The sequence below is a fragment of the Streptomyces sp. NPDC013157 genome, assembly GCF_042899865.1.
Taxonomy (GTDB): Bacteria; Actinomycetota; Actinomycetes; order Streptomycetales; family Streptomycetaceae; genus Streptomyces.
Genome location: NZ_JBIBAK010000011.1, coordinates 149,118 through 167,597, shown reverse-complemented (window position 1 = coordinate 167,597; position 18,480 = coordinate 149,118). Strand labels below are relative to the sequence as shown.

Below are 18,480 nucleotides of genomic sequence, written 5' to 3'. Positions count from 1 at the left end.
TCTCCGCTTTCGGCAACCCGTTCCCCATTGGCCGGAGTTACCGCCACCCGCCCCGCGCACACCCCCTCCACACATCCCGCACAGTCCGTCAGCCGCCGACCCGCAGCGAGGACAGCAGGAAGCGGGTGAGGGCGGAGGTCGGGAAGCTGATCGCCGCCACGCCCTCCTCCGCGCGGAGTTCGACGACCGTGCGGGAGTCGCCGTACGGGCGCACGTGCACGTTGCCGAGCACGGCCGGACCCGCCAGGCCCTCCTCCAGCAGGGCCCGCGCGAAGGTCCAGGTGACCTCCTCGCCGTCCAGGGAGATCCACGGCGGGAAGACGAAGTGCACGGCCTGCGGGTCGGCCGAGGTGTAGCGGAGCGTCGCGGGGACCGCCACCTCCTGCTCGTCGGCGGTGAGCAGGCGGGCGCCGGTGGGCTGCTCGAGCGTGATGGGCACGGATCGTCTCCGGGGGTGCGTGGTGGGCCGTCGTACAAGTGAGAGCTCCCGGCCCCGGATTGATTACGCCGGAAACGCAAGGAAGTTGAGTGACATGCGTCACTTCTTGATGCGCTGGAAACTTTGCTTGAAAGTTTCGTCATCTACGCTGACAAACCTTCTCCCGCCCCTGAGCCGGCACCTGGAGCGTTCCGCCATGCACGACGGTTCCTCTGCAGTCATCAGCACCACCGCCTACGCCCGGATCTACGAGGAACAGCAGCCGCGGCTCGTCGCGTACGCCCGCTCCCTCACCCGCAACGCCTGGGTCGCCGAAGACCTCGTCGCCGAGGCGCACTTCCGGGTCTGGCGGCGGCTGGCCGAGGGCCACGAGATCGACAACGTGTCGGCGTACCTGACGACGACCGTCCGGCACCTCGCGTACGCCGCGAACAGTGCCGCGCGCGAGACGCCCCGCGACCCGCACGGGGACGAGCAGGCCGAGTCCGGCCGGCACGGCGAGGACCCCGCCGAGCACGTCTCCTCCGTCGACCTGCTCGTCCGCGTCCTGGCCCAGTTGCCCGAACGCTGGGTCAAGGCCCTGTGGCTGGCCGAGGCGGAGGGCCAGCCGCTGGCCCAGATCGGTCCGCAGCTGGGCACGAAGGAGGGAGCCACCGCCGTCCTGCTGCACCGCGCCCGGGAGGGGATGCGGCAGGCCTTCCTGCGCACCCAGACCGGGGCCCCGGACGACCCCGCCTGCCAGGTCCACTGGGGCCGGATGCCCGCGTACGTGCGCGGCGCCGCGACGGAGCGTCAGTCCGACCGGCTGCTCGGCCACGTGGACGCCTGCGAGGACTGCCGGACCCGGCTCGCCGCCCTGATGAGCGCCAACGACCGGCTCCCCGCCCTGGTCGGCCCGGCCCTGCTGGTGTTCGCGGTGGGCGGCACGGCCGGCAGGTTCCTGCTGACCCTGACCGCGGCCGGGGCCTCGGCGGGCGGCCACGCCGCGGGCGGGGGCGGCAGCGGGGTGCTGCACGGCGTGCGGCAGGCCACCGGTGTCGCCGGCACGAAGGCGCCGGTGGTGGTCGCGGCGGCGGGCGCGATGGCGGCCGGTGCGGCCGCGCTGGTGCTGATACTCGGCCCCGGCCAGTCCGCCTCCGTCCCCGCCCGGACACCGGTCGCCGACGCGCCGGTGGCGCAGGTACCCGTGGCCGGACAGCCGGTGGCCCCGACGGACCCGCCCGCGACGCGGCAGGCGGTGACACCGGTTCAGAGCGGCGGGGAGGCGGTACGGCCGCAGGCCGCGGACGACGACGGTGCGGGCGGAGGCGATTCCGCGGCGGCCGTGTCCTCTCCCGAGCCCGCGGCGCAGTCGCCCTCGGGCAGCAGCGACGGCGGCTCGACGACGGAACCCCCAGGGGGCGACGGGACCGGGGACGGCGACCGGGGCAGCACTCCGCCCGCGCCGACGGAGCCGACGCCGCCCTCCGGGCCCACGGCCCCCACTCCCCCGGCGGAGCCGACACCGCCCGCCGATCCCGCTCCCCCGGCGGATCCCACGCCCCCGGCGGACCCGACTCCCGTGGACCCCCCGCCCGTCACGGACCCCGACCCGGCACCGGCCGACCCGGATCCGGTCACGCCGCCCGACGACGACTGCCCGCCCCCGCACGGTCACGGCAACGGCAACGGCCGCACCCACGGCCACGGCAGCCGCACCACCTCTGGCCCAAGGCCTGAGTCAGCGCCCTGAAAGGGCGCGGCGCTGCATTGCATGTGCGGCTACCGCCGCGTGGGCGCGACCAGCCACAACGACGCCGCGGACGAACGACGGCACATCGCGGCCCTTCCAGCGGAGCGCCCAGCGCCTAACCGACCTCGTTCTCCGCCGTGGCCTCGCCGTGCACCACGATCGCGCCGCCGTAGAACATCCCCGTGAAGACCGGTTCGTATGTCAACTGGACCTCGACCTGGACCTGTTGGGTGTCGGCGGCGGTGCAGTGGGTGCCCGCGACGTCGGCGGCGGACATGTCCATCTCGCGGGCGAAGGTCTTCACCCGGGCGTCGCAGTCCTGGAAGTTGATCGGTGCTTCGCCCTGGTTCTCGTACAGCTTGTCCAGGTCGATGTCCTGGGCCGCGTAACGGGCCGCCTGTTCCGCGATGTCGGCGGCCCGTTCGCGCTTGGAGATGGACAGGCCGCCGTCGATGACGAAGGCGGACAGGGCGAGGAAGACCAGGGCGAAGATGATGACCGCGCCGGCGCCCGAGCCCCGGTCGTCGAGACGGAGCCGGCGGGCGGTCCACCAACTGCGCAGCACCGCAAGGCTCATGCCGCCCTCCGGAAGGGGTCGAGGGGCGAAGAGAACGTCGAGGACAGGGTCGTCGGGATGTCCAGGCCCAGCATGGCCAGGCCCCGCACCCTGCAGCTCACCTCGACCGTGAAGATGCCGCCGGACTCGAAGCCCGCGCTGGTCTGGACGACGGAGACCGGCCCCGAGCAGACGTCGGACAGGTCGGCCTCGGCGGCCTTCTGGGCCTCCGACATGGCCGTGGCGTGGTCCTTCTGGATGGACCCGGCGCGGGCCGCGTCCCGCGCGGCCCCGTCGATGGCCCCGCGCCCGTCGACGAGCTGGCCGAAGGCGACCAGGACCAGGATGAACAGGATCATGACCGGGGCCAGGATGACGACCTCGACGGTCGACAGCCCCCGGTCGTCGGCCAGAGCTCTCTTCTCCACCGCGGACATCTAGTTCCTGTCCTCCACGAAGCGCTCCACCGGCCCCGCGGACCGTGCGTGCACCTTCAGGTCCAGGCCCGGGAACACCGTCGGGATGCGGGCCGTGATCTCGACACCGACCGTGGTCTGCTCCGGCTGGAGCATCGTCACGTCGGGCGACAGGACCAGCTGCGGGCCGAGTTGCCTGATGTAGGAGTCGACCACGTCCTGGGCCTCGCCGCGCCAGGCGCCGGGCTCCGCGTCGGCGGTGGCGCGGGCCTTGCGGGCGCCGGCCTGGGCCGCCGCCTGGGCCACGTGGTCGGCGAAGAAGTACAGCGCGAACTGCACCGTCGCGAAGATCATGAAGAAGAGAACGGGGGTGAGAAACACGAACTCGATCGCCGTCATGCCCGAGTCACCGCGCGCGGCGGCGGCCCGGCGGCGCAGCCATCCGTTCACGTCCACACAGACCCCCGTCATCCCCGTTTCGTCCCCGTCGTGCGCCTGCCCGCCCGCTCAGCAGGTCTTGCTGTCGCTCGCACCCTGGATGCAGTTGCCGACCTTGGTGGCACCGCCCTGCAGCGCCTTGCTGATGATGGCGGCCACCACGCCGACGATCGCCACGACGACCGCGGAGATGATGACCCACTCGACGGCGGAGGCACCGCGGTCGAGTTCGCCGGAGCGGGCGCGCTGCACCCGGCCCTGGAGGAAGGTGACCAGGAAGTCCACCGCCGGGATCCCGGTGCTGAAGTTCCGTGTGTTCATGATGACTTGTCCTCTCGAAACAGCAGTTGGCGAAGGTTCTCGATTCAGCTCGGGTCAGCTCACACCTGGAACACCCGCATCGCCGCCGGGAAGATCAGGAAAACCAGGAAGCCGGCGCACAGCAGCAGCTGGGCGACGAGCATCGACTGGGACTTCTCGCCCGCGCTGCCCTCGATCTCGGCGAGTTCGCGGTGGCGCATGGTCTCGGCGCGGGAGGCGAGGGACTCGCGGACCTTGGCACCGTCGTCCGCGACCAGGGCGAGAGAGGCGGAGAGGTCCTTGAGCTCCTCCACACCGAGCTCCTCGCCGAGCGCGCCCAGCGCCTGCCACTGGCTGACACCGGTGATGCGAGCGTCGGCGAGGGCGTTGCGGATGCGCTGGTTGGCCCAGCCGTCGGAGACCTCGGCGGCCGCCATCAGGGCCTCGGGCAGGCCGCGGCCGCCGGCGAGGCTCATCGACACCAGGTCGAGGTACGCCCCGATCACGCGCCGCAGATCCCGGCGCTTCTCGGCCGCGTCCCGTCGTACCTCCAGGTCGGGCAGGAAGAAGAACAGGGCCGAGCAGGCCAGGGCCAGCCAGACCGGGATGACCGGGTTGCGGCCGAAGCCCATCGTGTAGACGACGGCGAACAGGAACGGTCCGAAGATGAGGCCTGCCGCCGCGAGCAGCACCTTGGTCGCCAGGAACTTCTCCCAGCTGCGGTCCAGCACGGCGAGGTCGGCCCGGAGCGAGCGCTGTTCCCAGCCCTGCTGCCGGTAGAACTCGGCGACCCGCTCGCCGACCTCGGCGCGCAGCGTGCCGAACCTGCCGGTGTCCTGCGTCTGCCGCGCCGACTCGTAGGCCGCGCCGCGCGCCCGCATCGCGTCGATCCGGGCGACCTGGGCGACCGCGCTGCGCCTGGACGGCATCAGGGCGCGGATCAGGACGTAGACGCCGAGCCCCAGGGTCACGCCGACGACGATCGGCATCGTGAGGTTCACCGGCGGGCTCCTTCCTCGGTGGGGAGCTGTTGCCGGCCGGGATGACCGGGCGTACCGGGCTGGCCGGGAGCGGTGCGGGGCGGCCGTACGAACTGCACGGACGACTGGTCGCGGACCAGGAACCGCTCCGGCGTCTCGATGGTGGACAGCTTGCGCAGCCACCAGAAGCCGAGCGCGAACAGCCCGCAGACCAGGGCGAGGACCAGCTGGCCGACGGCGGTGCCGTACGGCGCGACGAAGTCCCGGTTGAAGACGGCGAGGCCGAGGACGAACGCGACCGACACGGCGACGACGATCTGCACCGAGCGCCGCGTGGACGCCCGCTGGGCCATCACGCGCTGGCGCATGTCGACCTCCTCGCGCGACGACTTGGCGAGCGCGCCCAGCACCTGGCGCAGACCGGGGCCGCGGAGGCGGGCGTTGAGGATGAGCGCCGCCACGATGATGTCGGCGGACGCGTCGTCGATCTCGTCGGCGAGGTGCTGGAGCGCGTCGGGCAGCGGGGTGCGGGCGCGCAGCCGGTCGACGAGGGCGTCGAGGTGCGGCCGCAGGATCGGCGCGGCGGCCCGGGCCGAGGCCGGGATGGCCTGCTCGAGGCCGACCGCACCGGCGATCGTGTCGCGCAGCGACTCGGTCCAGGAGGCGAGTGCCTCCACACGCTTCATCGCGGCCCGCTCCTCGGCGGCGCCGCCGAACAGCCTGTCCCAGAAGAAGACGAGGACGCCGGCCGCGATGCCGGCCACCGCCCAGCGGGTCAGCAGCAGGACGGCGAGGCCGATGATGGCGGCGAGGGAGCCGCGCTGACCGGCGAACCGGATGAGCTCGGCGGCCCGTTCGTTCGCCTTCTGCTTCTCGTGGTCGGGCTTGGCGGGCAGGCCGCGGACCGCCAGGATCAGCAGCGCGAGCCCGCCGCCGACGGCGACTCCGCAGCCGAGGGCGTAGAGGACCGTGGTGGAGAAGAGCCCGCCCATGGAGCCCAGGGAATCCAGGTTCATGTCACGTCACCCCCACGCCCCGTGCGGCTGGTAGCCCTGGGCCATCAGGTCCTCCAGGCAGGCTATGGGCGCGTGCGGGACGACCCGGCCGTCGGGGGCCTCCGCGAACACCTCGCTGGACAGCACCCTGCCGTCCACGCCGTTGACCTCACGGACCGAGGTGACCATGCGCTGGAGGCGGCCGCCGGTCTGGTAGTTGTTGCGCCGCTGGATGAAGACGACGAAGTTCACCGCGCCCGCGATCAGCATCTGGCTGGCCTCGATGGGCAGCCGCTCGGAGGCCTGGAGCGCGTAGGTCGAGATGCGGTTGAAGACCTCGCTGGAGCTGTTCGCGTGGATCGTGGACAGCGACCCGTCGTTGCCCTGCGACATCGCGTTGAGCATGGTGACGATCTCGTCGCCGAGGACCTCGCCGACGATGACCCGCGAGGGGTTCATACGAAGCGACCGGCGCACCAGCTCGGCCATCGAAATAGTGCCCTGGCCCTCGGAGTTGGGCAGCCGCTCCTCGAACGCGACGACGTTCGGGTGCAGGTCGTGGAAGGTGTCCAGCCCCAGCTCCAGCGCCCGCTCCACGGTGATGAGCCGTTCGTGCGGCGGGATTTCGTTGGCGAGGGCGCGCAGCAGCGTCGTCTTGCCGGCGTTGGTCGCCCCCGCGATCATGATGTTCTTGCGGGCACGGACGGCGCAGGCCATGAAGTGCGCCACCTCGGGCGTGAGCGTCCCGTTCCCCACCAGGTCGGAGATGAAGACCTTGCCCATGCGGGCGCGGCGGATGGAGAGCGCGGGCCGCCGGGTGACGTCCATGACGGCGGAGAGCCGGGAGCCGTCGGGAAGGCGGAGGTCGAGCTGCGGGTTGGCGGAGTCGAAGGGCCGCGACGACAGACCGGAGTAGGCGCCGAGCACCTGGATGAGCTCGATGAGCTCCTCGTCGGTCTCCGCGACGGGATCCCCGACGACCTCCCGCCCGTCGCTGAACCCGACGAAGACCTGGTCGCACCCGTTGATGTCGATGTTCTCGACGTCCGGGTCGTCGAGCAGCGGCTGCAGCCGCCCCACGCCGAACAGCGCCGCGTGCACGGCGGCCGCGTACTGCTCCTCGGTCTCCGCGTCCAGCGGGGTGCGCCCGGCGTTGATCTCCGCGCGGGCGTACTCCTCCAGGATCTGGGCTATGACCGCGCGGGCGTACTGCCGTTCGTCCTCGGTGGACATCGGCGTCACGCCGGACGCCTGGTCCTGGCGGCGCTGCTCGGCGATACGGTCGCCGGCGTCCTGCCGGAACCGCTTGACCAACTGGTGGTCGACAGCGGTCATCGGCCGGCCCCCGCGTGGGGCGCCTGCGGCGGTACGGACGCCGGTACGGTCCAGGCGGCGCCGTACTGCTGGTGGAGGTCGGCGGTGACCTTGCGGGCCGAGCGGATGAGCAGGGACTTGTCGAGGCGCCCGCGCTTGCGGCCGGCCAGCTGGTCGGCGCCGGCCGGGTCGTCGGCGATGGTGCCCACGACGCGGGCGCCGGTCTGGGCGTGCACGAGCATGTCGTTGACCTGGTTGACCAGCTTGCCGGCACCGGCCGGGTCGGCGACCAGGATCACCCCGATCAGCGGGGTGGAGAGGGCGGCGGCGCCGCGCGGACCGCCGTGCAGCTTCTGCGCGAGGGCGGCGGCCCGGTCCCGGACCCGGGCGAGCGCCTCGGGCTCGGTCCGCGAGACCAGCAGCACCAGGGCGGCGTGCGGGAACATCTCCACGGCCGGCGTGTCCCCGCTGATCCGTCCGCAGTCGGCGATGACGTCGGCCGGGGCGTTCGGGGAGTCGGCGAGGGAGGCGAAGGCGTGCCCGAGCGTGGGCCACAGCCCGGCGAGCCCGGCGGCGTGCTCGGCTATCCCGAGCCCGACGAGCACCTCGAGCCCGCCGCTCAACGGCTGGACGTGGTCCCAGAGTTGATCCGGTACGAGCCCTCGCCGCGCCGTGGCGGCGATGGACAGCATGCCGGTGTTCGGATTCAGCGGCCCGCCGTGCGCGGCGGCACTGCGGTAGACGAGGTCGCCACCGGCCGGGTCGGCCTCGGCGAGCAGGACCCGGCGCGGCCAGACCGCGGCCAGCGCGACGGCCGCGGTGGTGACGCCGGGGGAACCCTTGTCGGCGGCGATTGCGATGAGCGCCATGGGGTGGGGCCGCCTTCTAGTTGCTGTTGCCGGACGCGCCGGGCACAAGGACGAGGGCGACCGAACCGGTGGCGGCGGCCTGGGCGAGCACGGCGGCGGCGTCGCTGTCGACGGTGAGCGTGACGGCGTAGTTGGTGCTGCTGACGAGGGAGCTGTCGCCGCCCGTCGTGCTCGGCACGGAGCTGACCTTGGCCTGGCCGACGATCGGGGAGTCGCTGCCGTCCGACGACGAAGACGAACTGCCGTTGGTCGAGGAGCCGTTGCTGCTGACGCGGTAGGCGGCGACGACGTCACCGACCTTGAGCCCGACCGGGTACTGGCCCTCCTTGAGGGCGAGACCGACGACGGCCTTGCCGGCGGAGAGGCTGGTGCCGCTGCCGAACATCTCACCGACGGCGAGGGAGCCCCCGGGGATGGTGTTGACGGCCTTGAGCTTCTTCAGGTCCTCCAGCTGCGACCACTTGACGTAGTGGATGCTGTCGTCGGACGCGACCATCACCGAGGTCACGTCGCTGTTGGTCACCGAGGAACCGGCAGGGACGTCCTGCGTGATCTTGATGACCTCGATCCGGTCACCGGCCTGCAGCACGAGCGTCGTGGCGCCCAGCGCACCGAGCAGGATCAGCAGCACCGCGAGCGCGGCCAGAGCGGGCTTGCGCTCACGAGGCGCGGTGGGAAGCCGGTCACCGACCGAAGGCTGAGCCGGCCCGGCGGAACGACCGGCGCCCGCCCCCGTACGCTCTTGGATCTTCACGCAACCGCTCCCCGTTACAGCCAAGACAGTGTCTGTCAAGAACTCTGAAAACCTGTCAACGCCCGTCACCCTGCCTACCGGCACAGCAAGAGCGGACACTCCACACCAATCACCCCGAACCGGCCAAATACTCGGCCGCGGGGTGAGTGTCAAGCGATCGCACCGTATCAGCCGCACATAAGCCCCTCAAGGCGCGCCGGGACTCCTTGACCTCACCGAAATCGTCGTTGCGATCTGCAACCGCGTTGAGCTGTACGGCGGTTGAGATGCGGGACACATCAAGGGATCCCGAAGTGTGCGCCGGTGAATCCTCCCCACCCCGCTCGCGGCCGGTCCGTCCCCGGCACCGTCACCGTGCGCCCATGAGGCCTGCACGAAGTGCTCACGACAGCGGCCGGTTCCGGACGGCCGCCTGGCTAGGATCTCGGGATCACGGATCACCCGGCCGGACGACGGGTTCCACCGCCGTGAACGACCGTGAGGATGGCAGACCGTGACCGTGCCGCAGCGCCGCTCCTGGCAACCCCCGGACGGCGAGGAGCTCGTGGCACGCGCCCCGGTGTCCTTCGCGACCGGCGCGGCGGACCGGGTCAAGGGCAGGCGCTGGTTCCGCGACCCCGAACGCCACGACATACAGGGCGAGTTGCCGGGCTGGCCGACGGGCCCGGCATACCGCCTCAGATCGAGGATCGGCTTCGTGGTGCGGGCCGTCCTGGGCGTCGCGTTCCTCCTGGGCGTGCTCGCCGTGGCCGTGATCTTCGACGGAAACGTGCCCTCCGGCAGCGGTCCCAACGGCTCCGGCTCGCTGGGCAGGAGCGAGGACCCGGAGAACGAGGAGACGGACTTCCCGGTGCTGTGGGCCGCCCCCGGCACGATCGCCCGTACCCTCCCCTGGGAACTCGACCCGGCCCGCCGCCCCGACACGGACGTCACCCACCTCGTCCTGACCGACCGCCGCCTGCTGGTCCTCGGCGGACTCCAGGACCCCCGGGAACCCTGGGAGGAAGTCCTCTGGGAGACGGACCTGAGCACGGTCGCCACCGTCGAGCGACGCCCGTTCAGCGTCGGCGGCCGGGACTTCAGGATCACCTTCACGGACGGCTCCTGGTGCCGCCTGACGTCCTTGGAGGGCGAGCCCCTCGTCGGCCGGCTGACGTCGGCCTGACCATTGCGGCCAGGCCGTGCCCCGGACGGTCCGTACCGACGGCGGCCCGACCGTCCGGCTAGGCCGTGACCCGTACGGTCCGCGCCAGTTCGTCGGTCAGCTCGCACAGCGCGTCCGTGTGGGCCGGCACCTGCCAGGACGTCAGCAGCACCAGCCCCCACGTCTCGTCGGCCCGGATGCCGTACGCGCACGTCTCCATGATCGTCCCCAGCCCGTCCCGGCCGACGTCCCGGACATACGCGTGCCGGACGCGCACCGCGGGCCCGGCGGGCAGGGTACGGAGCTCGGCCTCGGGCGGCCGGTAGGAGTCGGCGGTCGGGGCGGCGAGATAGCGCTGGAGGAGGTCGACGGTCAGGGTCGGGTACGTGTCGTCGGCGACCAGCGCGGACAACTCGATCCGGGCGAGCTCACCGAGGCGCGGCTCGGGGACGTACGACAGCGCGGTGACCGGGCCGCGCCCGCGGGAGTCGGCGGCGGCCTCGCGGAGTTCGGCGGCGAGGGCCGCGAGGAGTTTCGGGTCGGGGGTGTCGGGGCCGACGCGGCGCGCGGCCGCCTCCGCGGCCCACGCGTGCAGGTCGACCTCCGGCACGCGCACCGGCAGGGACATGGCGTCCCCGGGCACCTTCATACGCACCGTGGACGCGGCGAACTCGGGCATCAGGCCATCCATTGCAGGGTGCGGGCGACGGCGTCGAACAGCGTGACCAAGGCCTCTACCAGCGGCTCCAGGGGCGGAGCCGTCGGCGTCGAGAAGGAGAGCAGCAATCGCTGGCCGCTCTGCGGGACGGCGAGGTAGACGTCCAGGTGGGCGACGGCGAGCCTGTTGCCGTCGGGGTCGTCGGCGGCGGGCCGGCGGAGGTAGCGGTGGCGTACGGCGGGGCCGGCGGGGAGGTTGACGAGGGTGACGCCGTCGGCGCCGCTGTCACCGGCGTCGGTGCGGAGGGCGAGGGAGCGGGCGATATCGCCGAGGTCGCCGGGTTCGGTGCCGGGCGACGGCCGCAGCACCGTCACGACCAGACCGGCGGAGACGGGGACCTGGCCGAGGACCTGGTTGACGACGTACATCTCCACACCGCCGTTGGCCTGCGCCGCCTCGGCCTGCGCCCGCATCCGCTCCGCCAGCGCGGCCTCCAGCTGCGGGGTGGCCTGTGTCCGCCGCAGCCCCCGCTTGACCAGCTTGTCGATGCGGTGGGTCCACCGCTCCGGGCTGTCCAGCACGATCCGCTCCCAGCCGTCGGGGACGGCCAGGCGGTAGTCGGAGGGGGGTGGGACGGGGGTGGCGGTGACCGAGGCCGACCGGGCGTCGGTCATATGCTCGCCGTCCTCTTTGCCTCGCCGCCTCGCCTGCTCCGCACTTCGTTCGTGCGGCTCATGACGGCGGCGGTCAGCGGGGCGAGGACGAGGACAGCGGCGGCGCCCAGGCAGAGGTAGCCGGGCACGGTGCCGCCGATATCGGACTTGTGCCCCAGGAACGGCCGGTAATGGTCCGACGGGTCGATCACCGCGGTCCATTTGGTACCGACCATGACCTCGTCCGTGCAGACCTTGTCGTTCTCGAACACCTGACGGACAGATCCATCGGGAAGTTTGACCCGGCAGGCCAGAGTCGCGACCCCGTGAGAGCCCACGTTCTCGGGCTTCTCATAAGTGACCTTGACCTCTTGGCCACGAAGTTGCAGATACCACTCGTCGGCGGCATAGGAGCCCGTCCAGACCAGGACGACGTACGCGGCCCCGACCAGGCCAAGGGCCACGAACCCGCCACGCGACCATCGGGTCCTGAACGCGGCCCAGGCCACGGGGACGGCGAGGGCCACGCCGACGAACAGCGCCTGGCGGTTGATCCAGTACGTGGTGAGCAGACAGAGGGCGACGCTCGCGACAGCCACCAGGAGCAGCCGCAGCCAGGGCCACACGGGCCCGCGGCGCAGTCCGTCGATGTCACCGCCGTACTCCCACCACCCGACCGGATCGGGAGGGGACGGCGAGAACTCGGAGAGGATGAGCCGCACCCGCCGCTCGCCGCCCTCCTCCTGCGCCATCCGGCGCAGCTGGGGCAGACCGAGCCCATTCTCCTCGAGCGCCGTCTGCGCGGTCGGCGGAAGCCGGGCGAACCGCTCGTCAACGCTGTCGTCGTCGCCTTGTCGTGCCACGTGCTGTGCCCTCGTTCTCTCGTCGGCCCCGGACGTCAGCCCTGGACGGTCAGATGTCCGTTGTAGAAGGGGATTCCGTTGGCGCCGAGACCGGGTACGCCCTTCTTGATGCTGCTGAACAAGTCGGCCTCGGCGTACCGCTCCAAGCCCGTCGTGGGCGAGAGATTCAGGACCCCCGCGACCGTCGGCCCGACCTGGCTCGCCCAGTAGAGACGGTTGGCGGAACGGGCCATACCCTTGAACTCGGAGTCGGAGAGCATCCGCAGTCTGGGCAGCTTGCCCTCGCGGACGATGCCTTTGGCCAGGTCCTCGTTCTTGCCGATAGCGGTGAAGTAGGACTTGATGTCGAAGGATTCCCTGACGACCGACCGCATCCTGGGCAGCAGACTCGTCGGTCCCTTCGCCAGCGCCTCACCGATCTTGCCTGGTTTGACCCCCGAGAGCGTCTCGGCGAGCTCGGCCGCGAACTCCTTGCTCGCGCCCAGCTCACGCGCGGCCAGAACGTCCTTCGCCGCCGACGAGCCACGAGCCGCGAGGGCCGCCTCCTTGGCCGTCGTCCCCAGGATCCGCCCGGCCCCGAACGACAGCACGCCGACCACGTCGATGGCGACGTCCAACCAGGTGCCCTTGCCGTCCAGGGCGGAGACCGTGTCGCAGACGAGGGCGACCACGGATGCGACCAGGGCCACCGCGACGATCAAAGGGCCGAGGATGGGAATCCAGCCGATGACCAGGGACAACAGGCACAACGCACCGGCAACCACGCCTGCCCAGTGGCCGATCGTGGCGACCCAGTCCTTCCAGTTGTCCCACCAGTGGTGCTTGGGATCCTTCAGCCCGTCGTGGTCGATGGCGTCCCGTATCGCCTTGGCGGCATACCCGGCCTGCGTGTCCCGGTACTCGAGCGCGGCCCGAAGCTCCCGCTTCGCGGCGTCGAGCTCCCCGTCCGAGGCCTCTTTCTGCCGCTTCAGCTTCTGCTTGTCCGGGTGGTTGTCGTCACCGGACGGATGCTGATCGATCTGCTTCTGGTAGTTACTGCTGTCGGCATCGGCAGCCGCGGCCTTCTTCAGAGCGGAACGCACGCGGTTCTGCGCATGGTTGAGGGCGGTGGCCCAGTTCTCCCGCACGGTGTCGGCGATGGGCTCGTACGGCACGGAGGAACCGAGCGCCGCCCCCGCCGCCGCGTACCGCTGATGCGACTGGCTCAGCAGCTTGACGGTGGCGCCGGTCTTCTTGGTGAACTCCCTCCCCGCATCGGAGTCCCACCCGTTCCCGTCGACGAGGTTGTTCAGCTTGCCGGCCTGCTCCTCGATCAGCCTGGCGGTGTCGGAGATCCGCTTCCCGAGCCGGGCCACCTCGTACGGATCCCCCGGCGTGAACTCCCTGTCGTCGTACCGGGCCGTCTGCCAGTCGACGCCGGCGAAGTCGTGATCGCTCACTTGTCCCCCGGCTGAGCCTTGACCAGCGCGTCGGCGAGATGCTGATCGACCCCGTCGTAGGCCTTCGCCGCCTCACCCGCGGTCTTCCCGAGGAACTCCAGCCCGTCACAGAGCTCTTTGCGCTTCCTCTTCCAGTCGTCCGCGAAGTCGCCGAGGGCATCGGCCACCTCGCCGGACCCGATCTCGGAGCCGTACGAGTCGACGAGATCCTTCGCACGTTCAAAGTTGGACTTCAACTTCGCGACAGATCTGCTGATCTCCCGCAACTCACTCGTGGACACCTTGACGTGGTCCGCCACAACTACCCCCGTGAACACCTGCCTACCGGCCGCCCCGCGAGACGCAGAGGACCAGGGTCACTGTCTGTCGCGGGTTTTCGGGGCTACAACCAACGGACCGCAAAGGGAGCTCAAAGGAGGGGGCGGCGCCCGGCCAGGCAATACAGGCGTCCACGCCATGCCCGCGCAATCTTCACAATGCCCATGCGGCCGGCCTGGGGTGGGGCCATGTCACGCCATCACCAGAGGCCACCTCGCCCTGCAGGGCCACCCCGAATGTCCTCAATCATCACATTTACAGCGAAGTTCGCGGTGGCGAAACCCGGGATCCCGCAGATACCGTTTGCACTCTTGCCGAACTTCATTCTCACGGGGGAGTCCACAGTGAAGCGCCGCACCTTGCCCGTTGCCGCCGCGCTCGCCGCGACCGCAGCTCTGCTGCTGACGGCGTGCGGAGGCGGGGACGACAGCTCCAAGGGCAATGACAAGATTGCGGGGGCCGGTGCGGGAGGGTCGAGTTCTCCGTCACCCTCCGCCTCTGCCTCTGCCTCTGCCGACAAGAACGCACCGACGTTCGCCTATCCATCGGATATCGACACGACCGTGGAGCGGCAGTCGACCGGGGACGCCACGAAGGACGCCATCCTGCGGGACGTCTCCTACTCGGCACAGGCTCGGCTCGAAGCCTTCGCCGAGGGCCAGGGCCAGACGGCCAACATGAACCGCTACTTCGCCGCATCGGCCCTTTCATACTGGACTCAGCGAGTTGCGACGGTCAGAAAACAAGGCCTCACCGTCACTGGCCACTACCGCTTCTTCAACTTCGAGGTCACGGATGTAGCGAGCGGCAAGACGGCCGCCGTCCGTTACTGCGAGGACCAGAGCAAGGGTTACAGCAAGGAAATCAAAACCGGCAAAGTGCTGCGCACCAAGCCGAGCAATGATGACTTCATCTTCTACACGCTTCAGGCCGCGAAGGACTCACACGGTGACTGGCAAGTGACCGAGCAGAACTGGAAGAAGGCGGACTCCGCGTGCGTACAGGGCTGAGGTCAACAGCCGCTTGTCCGCTTCTCGGGACGCTCGTTGCGGCGACTCTCGTTGTGGCCCTCGGGACCCTGTCTCCCGCCTACGCGGGGGACGGCCAGGTCGATGGCAAGGGGGGCGGTACTCGGACTGATCAACCGCCCGCCGGCTCCGGCACCGGTTCCGGTTCGGATTCCGGCGCCGACTCGGGCGCCGGCACCATCGGCGCCCACATCCGCATCAACCAGAAGACGACTGGCTCGTCCACCTCTACCGCGACCACGACCTCCTCGAACGCCAACTGGAAGCCCCCCGTCTGCTGGTACGAGCCGATGTACACGCCGGACGAGTACGCGGACTTCATCAAGTCCTCGTACAAGGGCGCTCAGGAACCGGCCGCGAGCTATGCGAAGAAGCGTGCCGACGAGGACTTCCACAAGGGCGACAAGGGCCTTTGGTGGCAGGTGCAGTTCCGCAACGACAACTACACCGACGCCTGTCCCGTCACTCCGGCCAACTGGGAGATCTGGGTCCCGCCTGCCCAGCCGAAGGCGGATCCCAACCAGTTGACCCCGGAGATTCTCTCCGAACTCGCCTACAACTCGACCAAGTTGCCGAAGCCGCCCGTGGTGCTGAACCCGAGCCCGAACCACCTCAAGGTGAACCTCGGTACGCGGGTGAAGTTCGAGGGGAACTTCGACCGGGTCTGGACGACTGCCAGCATCAACTACAAGGGCATCGAGATGGCCGCGACGACCGTCGCGACTCCCGTGGCCCTCAGGGTCGACGCGGGTACGTCGGATGCCGATCCACAGACCTGCACGTACGACCTGGTGAAGGGCAACGACGGCTACACGGTCGACAGCAAGGACGCAGCCTGCAACGTCACCTACCAACGCTCGTCCGGAACCGGCACCTACCCCTTCAAGGCGTCGATCACCTGGAAGGTGACCTGGACGGACTCGGCCGACCCCGACGGGCCCGCACGGCAGCCGGGCCTGCCCGACGGCCTGTCCACGTACGAGCAGAACGTGACCGTGAAGGAAATCCAGGCGGTCAACCGCTGACGAGACGCGAGCGGCCCGCCGAGTTGCGGCTCCGGGCCGCTCCAGGAGACCGGAATCCGACATGAGTGACCTGCGCCTCGAAGACACGATCTTCCAGGACCTGAAGAAGACCTTCTCGTCCATCAGCGACCGCATGGAGACCACCCGCCGCACCCTCCGCAGCGCGGACGCCTCGGCCGTCGGCGAGAAGCAACTCATCGAAGACGTCCAGGACTTCGCCGACGACTGGAGCTACGGCATCAAACAGCTCGGCAAGCACACCCAGGGCGCCGTGAAAATGATCAACAAGATCGGGGAAAGCTTCGGCAAGCTCGACCTGGACCTGGCAGAGTCCCTCAAGGCTCCGCAGCAGAAGGGCAAGTGACGTGGCTGGGCAACGGCCTGCCTTCCCCCACATAGGCTGGGATCCCACGCCGGGGAGCGTGGAGGACACCCGGGATCTCGCGAAGCAACTCGGCAAGCTCGCCGGCGAGCTGGGTACGGCGCTCGGTGAGTTGGAACGCATCGAGTGCGGGGCCTGGAAGGGCAAGACCGCGATCGCGTTCACCGACTACATCGACAAGGACGTCACCCCGCTCGTCCGCAAGAGCCACGACTCCTTCGACAAGGCCTCCCGTGCCCTGCACCGCTGGGCAGGCGAACTCCAGGACTTCCAGGACCGGGCGGACCGGCTGGAGAAGAGCGCCGGAGAAAAACTCGACGCCAAGGCAGAGGCCGAGGGGAAGGCCGGCAGCGACGGCAGCATGGAACTGGGCAAGGCCTCCAGCGCCGTGGACGGCGTCATTCAGAAGGTCCACGAGCTGGAAGAGGAGTACCGCCAAGCTGCCCGGCAGATCGGCAAGGAACTCGACAAGGCCGCCGACATCGCGCCCGACGAGCCCGGCTTCTGGGACAAGCTGGGGCACGGGATCGAGGATGCGTGGAATGCCACAGGGAAGTGGCTGGAAGATCACGCGGACCTGATCAAGATGGTCGGCGACATTTTGAGCGATCTCACGGCAGTGCTGGGCCTTCTGGCCATCATCACGCTCCCCTTCGAACCCTTGGGAGCGATCTTCGGTGCGGCGGCCATCCTCACAAGTGGGCTGGCCTTGTTGTCCCACTCGATTGCCATGGCAGCTGGAGCGGACGTCACCTGGATGCAGTTGGGGTTGGACGCACTCGGTCTACTGCCGGGCATTGGCGCCTTCGGCAAGGAGGGAGTCGTGGTTGAAAAGGGGGTGGCGGAGTCTGCGGAGACTGTCTTCGGCGCCGGGTTCAGGGATCTGGGTCCGGCTGCCTCCCGGAACTTCGTCTCCTTCGGTGAGAAGGCCGAGGCAGTGATGGGCGGGAAACGCCTGGAAACCTTCGGGAAGACCGTAGCGCTCTGGGGCAAGAGTCCGATGCGGTTGGTGGGGAGCGACAGCACGAAACTGAACCGCTTGGCCGGGGTCATGAACGCGGGTTATCGGCAGGGACAGACACTGGGCACGAAGTCCTGGAATCTGCTCGCGCCGGGGAAGATGGCTGTCGACCCGTTCAGCAAACTGGGCCGAGGCATCGACGGAGCGTTCAAGATCGGCCCGAAGGCGGTCAGTATCGTCAGTGCCGCGCATGAACACTTCACCGCGGGTGATCGCCTCAACGAAGCCGCAACCTCCCCCTGACGACCGAAGGCACACTGCATGACTACCTGGCAACCTCGTCCCGGAGAACTACTGCTTACCCGGTGCCTCGTCACCTTTGCCACTGGTGTCGCGCCCAAGGTCTCCGGCATGCGCTGGTTCCGCGACACGGAGCGGAACGACATCCAGGGCGCCCTTCCTGGCTGGCCCGAAGGACCGACTTACACCCCGCGGACCGAGAATCGTGGCCGGGCTCGTTCCGCCGGCCGGTCCGGCCTGATCGGGCTCTTTGCAGTGGTCGTGGGTGGTCTGGAAAGCCTGGCCGGGTCCGGCAGCACCATCAAGGGCCCTTCCGGCCCCGTCAAAACGCCACCGGAGGATCCCGAAAACGAGGTCGAGGACTTCCCGGTCATGTGGGCTGCACGGGATACTCTCGCCCGCACCCTGCCCTGGCAGCTCGATCGAGGCCGGAGGCATGCCTCCTATCAGACCAAAGCGTTCGTCACCGACCAACGAATCGTCCTCATCGGGTACCCGGGTGGCAGCGGCCGCGAGGCCGAGGTCCTGTGGGAGTGCGGGCGCCGTGACATCGCGGCCGTGGAGAGGAAGGCGTACAGCAAGGACAAGGCGGACACCGTCATCTGCTTCACCGACGGCTCTTGGTGCCGCCTTCACGTATACACCGGCGAGTGGTTCCGTTATCTGACCATCCCGAACGAACTGATTCCCCTCGACGCACTCACGCCCGGGCAGCGCCGCACAGTCAACGCCATGGTTGCAGAGAGCGGCTTCGCCGCTCCCCCCGTGGTCAGCCGACGACCGAGCGGCAACTTCCTCGCCGAACAACTGGGCCCAGAGGACCCGCCGGTCGGGCAGCGCATCGCCGTAATCCGTCTGATGGGCCCTGACGGCGAAGAAGTGAACCCCCAGCCCGGTGACTACGGCTTCTGACCGA

Annotated in this window: 22 protein-coding genes; 7 read left to right on the top strand and 15 right to left on the bottom strand. The window is 69.8% G+C overall.

Annotated elements, in window-relative coordinates; translation table 11 throughout:
- Positions 1 to 88: 88 nt before the first annotated feature.
- Positions 89 to 439: an SsgA family sporulation/cell division regulator gene (locus ACFY6U_RS30130; protein ID WP_351487492.1), complete on the bottom strand. Its 351-nt coding sequence runs from the start codon at positions 437 to 439 to the stop codon at positions 89 to 91.
- A gap of 196 nt (positions 440 to 635) precedes the next feature.
- On the opposite strand from ACFY6U_RS30130, the gene ACFY6U_RS30125 reads away from it, so the two are divergent.
- Entirely contained in the window at positions 636 to 2,171 is a 1,536-nt protein-coding gene (locus ACFY6U_RS30125; RefSeq protein ID WP_390043239.1) for a sigma-70 family RNA polymerase sigma factor, read from the top strand.
- A 115-nt stretch (positions 2,172 to 2,286) separates the two neighbouring features.
- On the opposite strand, the gene ACFY6U_RS30120 is transcribed toward ACFY6U_RS30125, so the two are convergent.
- The 9 genes from ACFY6U_RS30120 to ACFY6U_RS30080 are packed head-to-tail and all read right to left on the bottom strand — an operon-like array spanning position 2,287 to position 8,793.
- Positions 2,287 to 2,748, bottom strand: a complete 462-nt coding sequence (locus ACFY6U_RS30120) for a pilus assembly protein TadG-related protein (protein ID WP_351487486.1) — start codon at positions 2,746 to 2,748, stop codon at positions 2,287 to 2,289.
- Positions 2,745 to 3,164, bottom strand: a complete 420-nt coding sequence (locus ACFY6U_RS30115; RefSeq protein WP_390043237.1) for a TadE/TadG family type IV pilus assembly protein — start codon at positions 3,162 to 3,164, stop codon at positions 2,745 to 2,747. Before ACFY6U_RS30115 ends, ACFY6U_RS30120 begins: the two co-directional genes overlap by 4 nt.
- Positions 3,165 to 3,614 (bottom strand): TadE family protein, encoded by a 450-nt coding sequence (locus ACFY6U_RS30110; protein ID WP_390043236.1) that lies wholly within the window; start codon positions 3,612 to 3,614, stop codon positions 3,165 to 3,167.
- A gap of 36 nt (positions 3,615 to 3,650) precedes the next feature.
- Complete coding sequence (locus ACFY6U_RS30105) at positions 3,651 to 3,902, bottom strand: hypothetical protein (RefSeq protein ID WP_390043234.1); 252 nt, start codon at positions 3,900 to 3,902, stop codon at positions 3,651 to 3,653.
- 59 nt (positions 3,903 to 3,961) lie between these two features.
- Entirely contained in the window at positions 3,962 to 4,882 is a 921-nt protein-coding gene (locus tag ACFY6U_RS30100) for a type II secretion system F family protein (protein ID WP_390043232.1), read from the bottom strand.
- The gene (locus ACFY6U_RS30095; RefSeq protein ID WP_390043463.1) at positions 4,879 to 5,853 is read right to left on the bottom strand and encodes a type II secretion system F family protein; all 975 of its coding nucleotides are present in this window, start codon (positions 5,851 to 5,853) and stop codon (positions 4,879 to 4,881) included. Before ACFY6U_RS30095 ends, ACFY6U_RS30100 begins: the two co-directional genes overlap by 4 nt.
- A 30-nt stretch (positions 5,854 to 5,883) precedes the next feature.
- Positions 5,884 to 7,191: an ATPase, T2SS/T4P/T4SS family gene (locus ACFY6U_RS30090; protein WP_351487472.1), complete on the bottom strand. Its 1,308-nt coding sequence runs from the start codon at positions 7,189 to 7,191 to the stop codon at positions 5,884 to 5,886.
- A complete protein-coding gene (locus ACFY6U_RS30085) occupies positions 7,188 to 8,039 on the bottom strand; it encodes a hypothetical protein (RefSeq protein ID WP_390043230.1) in 852 nt (283 codons plus the stop codon). The genes ACFY6U_RS30090 and ACFY6U_RS30085 overlap by 4 nt, the downstream gene beginning before the upstream one ends.
- A 16-nt stretch (positions 8,040 to 8,055) precedes the next feature.
- A complete protein-coding gene (locus tag ACFY6U_RS30080) occupies positions 8,056 to 8,793 on the bottom strand; it encodes a hypothetical protein (protein ID WP_390043228.1) in 738 nt (245 codons plus the stop codon).
- A 493-nt stretch (positions 8,794 to 9,286) separates the two neighbouring features.
- On the opposite strand from ACFY6U_RS30080, the gene ACFY6U_RS30075 reads away from it, so the two are divergent.
- On the top strand, positions 9,287 to 9,958 hold the full coding sequence (locus tag ACFY6U_RS30075; RefSeq protein ID WP_390043227.1) for a hypothetical protein: 672 nt from the start codon (positions 9,287 to 9,289) through the stop codon (positions 9,956 to 9,958).
- Positions 9,959 to 10,016: 58 nt separating this feature from the next.
- Here the strand turns inward: ACFY6U_RS30075 and ACFY6U_RS30070 are convergent, their stop codons facing one another.
- Genes ACFY6U_RS30070 through ACFY6U_RS30050 form a run of 5 tightly spaced genes read right to left on the bottom strand, consistent with a single transcriptional unit; the run spans position 10,017 to position 13,849 of the window.
- Positions 10,017 to 10,616: a hypothetical protein gene (locus ACFY6U_RS30070; RefSeq protein ID WP_390043225.1), complete on the bottom strand. Its 600-nt coding sequence runs from the start codon at positions 10,614 to 10,616 to the stop codon at positions 10,017 to 10,019.
- Complete coding sequence (locus ACFY6U_RS30065) at positions 10,616 to 11,269, bottom strand: hypothetical protein (protein WP_390043224.1); 654 nt, start codon at positions 11,267 to 11,269, stop codon at positions 10,616 to 10,618. The genes ACFY6U_RS30070 and ACFY6U_RS30065 overlap by 1 nt, the downstream gene beginning before the upstream one ends.
- Complete coding sequence (locus ACFY6U_RS30060; protein ID WP_390043223.1) at positions 11,266 to 12,111, bottom strand: hypothetical protein; 846 nt, start codon at positions 12,109 to 12,111, stop codon at positions 11,266 to 11,268. The genes ACFY6U_RS30065 and ACFY6U_RS30060 overlap by 4 nt, the downstream gene beginning before the upstream one ends.
- A 35-nt stretch (positions 12,112 to 12,146) precedes the next feature.
- Positions 12,147 to 13,550 carry a hypothetical protein gene (locus tag ACFY6U_RS30055; RefSeq protein ID WP_390043221.1) on the bottom strand — a complete coding sequence of 468 codons (1,404 nt, stop codon included), beginning with the start codon at positions 13,548 to 13,550 and terminating at the stop codon, positions 12,147 to 12,149.
- Positions 13,547 to 13,849 (bottom strand): WXG100 family type VII secretion target, encoded by a 303-nt coding sequence (locus tag ACFY6U_RS30050; RefSeq protein ID WP_390043219.1) that lies wholly within the window; start codon positions 13,847 to 13,849, stop codon positions 13,547 to 13,549. The genes ACFY6U_RS30055 and ACFY6U_RS30050 overlap by 4 nt, the downstream gene beginning before the upstream one ends.
- A 255-nt stretch (positions 13,850 to 14,104) precedes the next feature.
- On the opposite strand from ACFY6U_RS30050, the gene ACFY6U_RS30045 reads away from it, so the two are divergent.
- From ACFY6U_RS30045 to ACFY6U_RS30025, 5 genes are all read left to right on the top strand, one after another.
- Positions 14,105 to 14,878: a hypothetical protein gene (locus ACFY6U_RS30045; protein ID WP_390043217.1), complete on the top strand. Its 774-nt coding sequence runs from the start codon at positions 14,105 to 14,107 to the stop codon at positions 14,876 to 14,878.
- Between the two features lie 53 nt (positions 14,879 to 14,931).
- Positions 14,932 to 15,921 carry a hypothetical protein gene (locus ACFY6U_RS30040; protein ID WP_390043216.1) on the top strand — a complete coding sequence of 330 codons (990 nt, stop codon included), beginning with the start codon at positions 14,932 to 14,934 and terminating at the stop codon, positions 15,919 to 15,921.
- A gap of 61 nt (positions 15,922 to 15,982) precedes the next feature.
- On the top strand, positions 15,983 to 16,285 hold the full coding sequence (locus ACFY6U_RS30035) for a hypothetical protein (RefSeq protein WP_390043214.1): 303 nt from the start codon (positions 15,983 to 15,985) through the stop codon (positions 16,283 to 16,285).
- Positions 16,286 to 16,343: 58 nt separating this feature from the next.
- Entirely contained in the window at positions 16,344 to 17,567 is a 1,224-nt protein-coding gene (locus tag ACFY6U_RS30030) for an enoyl-CoA hydratase/isomerase family protein (RefSeq protein WP_390043213.1), read from the top strand.
- 18 nt (positions 17,568 to 17,585) lie between these two features.
- On the top strand, positions 17,586 to 18,476 hold the full coding sequence (locus tag ACFY6U_RS30025; protein WP_390043211.1) for a hypothetical protein: 891 nt from the start codon (positions 17,586 to 17,588) through the stop codon (positions 18,474 to 18,476).
- Positions 18,477 to 18,480: the final 4 nt, after the last annotated feature.

Bases quoted from the DNA above. Each gene is read 5' to 3' on its own strand.
- ACFY6U_RS30090 (WP_351487472.1), bottom strand. From the start codon at position 7,191: ATGACCGCTGTCGACCACCAGTTGGTCAAGCGGTTCCGGCAGGACGCC.
- ACFY6U_RS30095 (WP_390043463.1), bottom strand. From the start codon at position 5,853: ATGGGCGGGCTCTTCTCCACCACGGTCCTCTACGCCCTCGGCTGCGGA.
- ACFY6U_RS30110 (WP_390043236.1), bottom strand. From the start codon at position 3,614: ATGACGGGGGTCTGTGTGGACGTGAACGGATGGCTGCGCCGCCGGGCC.
- ACFY6U_RS30025 (WP_390043211.1), top strand. From the start codon at position 17,586: ATGACTACCTGGCAACCTCGTCCCGGAGAACTACTGCTTACCCGGTGC.
- ACFY6U_RS30085 (WP_390043230.1), bottom strand. From the start codon at position 8,039: ATGGCGCTCATCGCAATCGCCGCCGACAAGGGTTCCCCCGGCGTCACC.
- ACFY6U_RS30125 (WP_390043239.1), top strand. From the start codon at position 636: ATGCACGACGGTTCCTCTGCAGTCATCAGCACCACCGCCTACGCCCGG.
- ACFY6U_RS30035 (WP_390043214.1), top strand. From the start codon at position 15,983: ATGAGTGACCTGCGCCTCGAAGACACGATCTTCCAGGACCTGAAGAAG.
- ACFY6U_RS30120 (WP_351487486.1), bottom strand. From the start codon at position 2,748: ATGAGCCTTGCGGTGCTGCGCAGTTGGTGGACCGCCCGCCGGCTCCGT.
- ACFY6U_RS30105 (WP_390043234.1), bottom strand. From the start codon at position 3,902: ATGAACACACGGAACTTCAGCACCGGGATCCCGGCGGTGGACTTCCTG.
- ACFY6U_RS30045 (WP_390043217.1), top strand. From the start codon at position 14,105: ATGTCCTCAATCATCACATTTACAGCGAAGTTCGCGGTGGCGAAACCC.
- ACFY6U_RS30065 (WP_390043224.1), bottom strand. From the start codon at position 11,269: ATGACCGACGCCCGGTCGGCCTCGGTCACCGCCACCCCCGTCCCACCC.
- ACFY6U_RS30115 (WP_390043237.1), bottom strand. From the start codon at position 3,164: ATGTCCGCGGTGGAGAAGAGAGCTCTGGCCGACGACCGGGGGCTGTCG.
- ACFY6U_RS30070 (WP_390043225.1), bottom strand. From the start codon at position 10,616: ATGCCCGAGTTCGCCGCGTCCACGGTGCGTATGAAGGTGCCCGGGGAC.